Source organism: Acidovorax cavernicola (assembly GCF_003581445.1).
On record NZ_QXMN01000123.1, the window covers coordinates 1 to 2,828 of the forward strand.

The 2,828-nt window shown below is 69.1% G+C and carries 4 protein-coding genes; 1 reads left to right on the top strand and 3 read right to left on the bottom strand.

Features of this window, described 5'->3' with window-relative positions; translation table 11 throughout:
- Nucleotides 1–412: PepSY domain-containing protein (locus D3H34_RS31455; RefSeq protein ID WP_205736849.1), on the top strand; the 412-nt coding region annotated here is incomplete at its 5' end.
- Nucleotides 413–421: 9 nt separating this feature from the next.
- Here D3H34_RS31455 and D3H34_RS31460 read toward each other — a convergent pair.
- The 3 genes from D3H34_RS31460 to D3H34_RS31470 all read right to left on the bottom strand — a co-directional run.
- Nucleotides 422–1,342 carry a dihydrodipicolinate synthase family protein gene (locus D3H34_RS31460; RefSeq protein ID WP_119558733.1) on the bottom strand — a complete coding sequence of 307 codons (921 nt, stop codon included), beginning with the start codon at nucleotides 1,340–1,342 and terminating at the stop codon, nucleotides 422–424.
- A 17-nt stretch (nucleotides 1,343–1,359) separates the two neighbouring features.
- A complete protein-coding gene (locus D3H34_RS31465) occupies nucleotides 1,360–2,391 on the bottom strand; it encodes a porin (RefSeq protein WP_167481310.1) in 1,032 nt (343 codons plus the stop codon).
- Between the two features lie 111 nt (nucleotides 2,392–2,502).
- Nucleotides 2,503–2,828 (bottom strand): enolase C-terminal domain-like protein (locus D3H34_RS31470; protein WP_286186512.1); only part of this gene is annotated, 326 nt, incomplete at its 5' end.

The window sequence follows — 2,828 nt, forward strand, 5'->3', positions numbered from 1 at the left end:
GTTCCCGGGCGATGTCCGGGGCCAGCGCGTCGTGCACCTGAGCCGCTATACCGGTGATGTGCTTTCCGACGTCGGCTACCGCAACTACGGCGCCGCGGGCCGTGCCATCGAATGGGGCATCAACATCCATACGGGGCTGCAGTTCGGCTGGATCAATCAGCTGGTGATGCTGGCCGCCTGCCTTGCCATCATCGCCCTGGCGTTTTCCGCCGCGGTGATGTGGTGGAAGCGGCGGCCCCGGGGCCGACTCGCGGCGCCGCCGCGGCGCTCGGGCGACCGCGCTGCGCTGGGCGCGGTCGCCGTGGCGGCAGTCCTCGGTCTTCTCTATCCGCTGCTCGGTGCTTCGATGCTGGTCGCGCTGCTCGTCGACGCACTGCTGCCGCAGCGCTGGCACGAGCGCCTGGGCCTCTGAGCCAGCGTCTCAGGACGCCGGGCCTTGCAGCGACCGCAGCAGGACCTTGAGCGTCTCGAGCGACTGCGGCGCCATGGGCCAGGCCGAGGGCGCGCGCGTCGCGCCGCAGTCCATGTCCATCAGCCGCAGCGCGGTCTTCACCACCGTCACATTGGCGCCGTTGCTCTCCTGCGCGCGCAGCTCTTCGAACGGCAGCATTTGCTCTATCAGTTGGCGTGCCGTCGCATAGTCGCTGTTCTCCAGCGCGGCATGGATGGCCATCGAGCGCTCGGGCAGGACGTTGATCAGGCCCGACGTGAAGCCGCGTGCGCCGGCGGCGTACGAGACCGGCGCCCAGGTTTCGGCGAGGCCGCCGACCCAGGCGAGGTCCAGGTCCCGGGTGCGGCGTATCGCTTCGGCGAGCAGCAAGGGCGTGGGCGATGCCCATTTGACGCCGATCACGCCGGGAATGCGGCACAGCGCTTCGATGGCGGCCATGCCTATCGATTCGTTGCGCAGATACAGCACCAGCGGCAGGCCGGGCGCGGCTTCGGCGATGCGCTGTACATACGCCACCACGCCGCGCGGCGACACGAACGGGTCGGGCGGCTGGTGCACCATCAGCGCATCGGCGCCCGCGGCCTGCGACGCCGCGGCCAGATCGCAGGCTTCGCCCACGCTGCGGCCCACGCCGCCGAGCAGCGGCACGCGGCCGGCGACGAGTTTTGCCGCGGCCTGGACCATGGCTTCGGTTTCGCTGTAGCGCAGGCCGTAGTACTCGCTGGTATTGCCGTTCGCGACCAGCACATGCACGCCGGCGCCGATCGCCTTGTCGATGATGGGCGCGAGGCGCTGGGGCACGATCCTGTCCTGGGCGTCGAACGGCGTGACCAGAATGCCGGAAATGCCGTTCAAGGCCCGGCGGACTTCAGAGGGGGTGAATCGTGACATGGGTGCTCCTGCTGGATTTAGAACATGTGGCGCATGCCGATGCCGAAGGCCTTCACGTCCTGGCCGGCGACGGCGGGCGCGGAGTCCTGGCTGATAGGGAACAGCATGGTGGTCGAGCGGCTGCCGTTCTTGAGCTGGGCGAACGTGCCGTAGATCTGGGTGCGCTTGGACAGGAAGTGCGCATAGCCCAGCGCCACGCGCTGCGCGCTGGCATCGCCGGGCCGGGACCAGCGGCCCAGCGCGAGCCGGAACTCGCCCGAACCGAAGGGGATGGCAGCGCTGGCGTTGGCGGAGTTGGCGTCGGCCAGGCCCGGTATCTGGTTGCGCTGGTAGTAGCCGTGCACGCGCACCAGGCCGAAGTTGTAGGCGCCGCCTATGCCCAGCGTCTTGGCGCGCACCGCGGGCGCGGCCAGGCCGACTGTCGGGCCCGCGATCTGCGCGCTGTCGAACGCCAGGCCCAGGAACGCCGGGCCGCTGGTGTAGTCGAGCGCGAGCGCATAGTTGCGGCCCGTGGCCGCGCCTTCGGCGGCCTGCACATAGGCGCGGCCGAACACGTTGCCTATCCTGGGGCTGATGTACTGCACGGCGTTGTCGAACTTGAAGGTGTTGCCGCGGTTGTTCGCGCCCTGCAGCAGCGTCTGCACCGCGCCGAGCTGGGCGCGGCCGAACGCATCGGCCTTGCCCGAAATCCAGACCGACGGGCCCCACATCGAGCCCAGCTGCAGCGTTCCCAGCCGGCGGTCGGACAGGCCCACATAGGCTTCTCGGTTGAAGAAGGCCGTGCTGCTGGCGCCGCTCGACAGGTCGACCTGGCTCTCGAGCTTGAACGTGGCGCTCAAGCCCCCGCCCAGATCCTCGTTGCCGCGCAGGCCGAAGTAGCTGGTGTCCGAAGACAGCGTCCATTGGTTGGCGCCGGGGTTGGAGCGCGACTGGTGGTACACGCCCGCATCGGCGCGGCCGTAGGCGGTGACGTTCGACTGCGCGAACGCGGCAGCGGAACAGGCAAGCAGCGCGCCCAGGGCGACGCTTTTCTGGATCTTGTGGCTCATTTTTATGTCTCCTCTGTTGAAATCGGGCATGGCTGCGCCCAGCCGTCATCGCGGCTTTGTTGAGGGGCGCAGCGGGGCAGGGCCGGCGAGCGCCGGCCCGGTTACGGGTCTTTAAGCGGCAGTGCTGCGGCGCGTGGTGGCCGCGGGGTCGCGCTTGACGCGGGGCGCCAGCGAGGTGCCCAGGCCCGGCTTGTCGGGGCGCAGCAGGTAGCCGTTTTCGAGCACCGGCAGTTCGGTGACCAGGTCCTTGTAGAAGGTGCTCAGGAACGCGCGCACCACTTCCTGGAAGATCGCGTTCGGCGAAGCCAGTCCCAGGTGCAGCGAAGCCATGAGCACGACCGGGCCGGTGCAGTCATGCGGCGCGATCGGCTTCTGGTAGGCGTCGGCCAGACTCGCGATCTTGCGCGCTTCGGTGATGCCGCCGCACCATGAAAGAT

Coding starts and splice junctions, on each gene's coding strand:
- D3H34_RS31460 (WP_119558733.1), bottom strand. CDS start 1,342: ATGTCACGATTCACCCCCTCTGAAGTCCGCCGGGCCTTGAACGGCATT.
- D3H34_RS31465 (WP_167481310.1), bottom strand. CDS start 2,391: ATGAGCCACAAGATCCAGAAAAGCGTCGCCCTGGGCGCGCTGCTTGCC.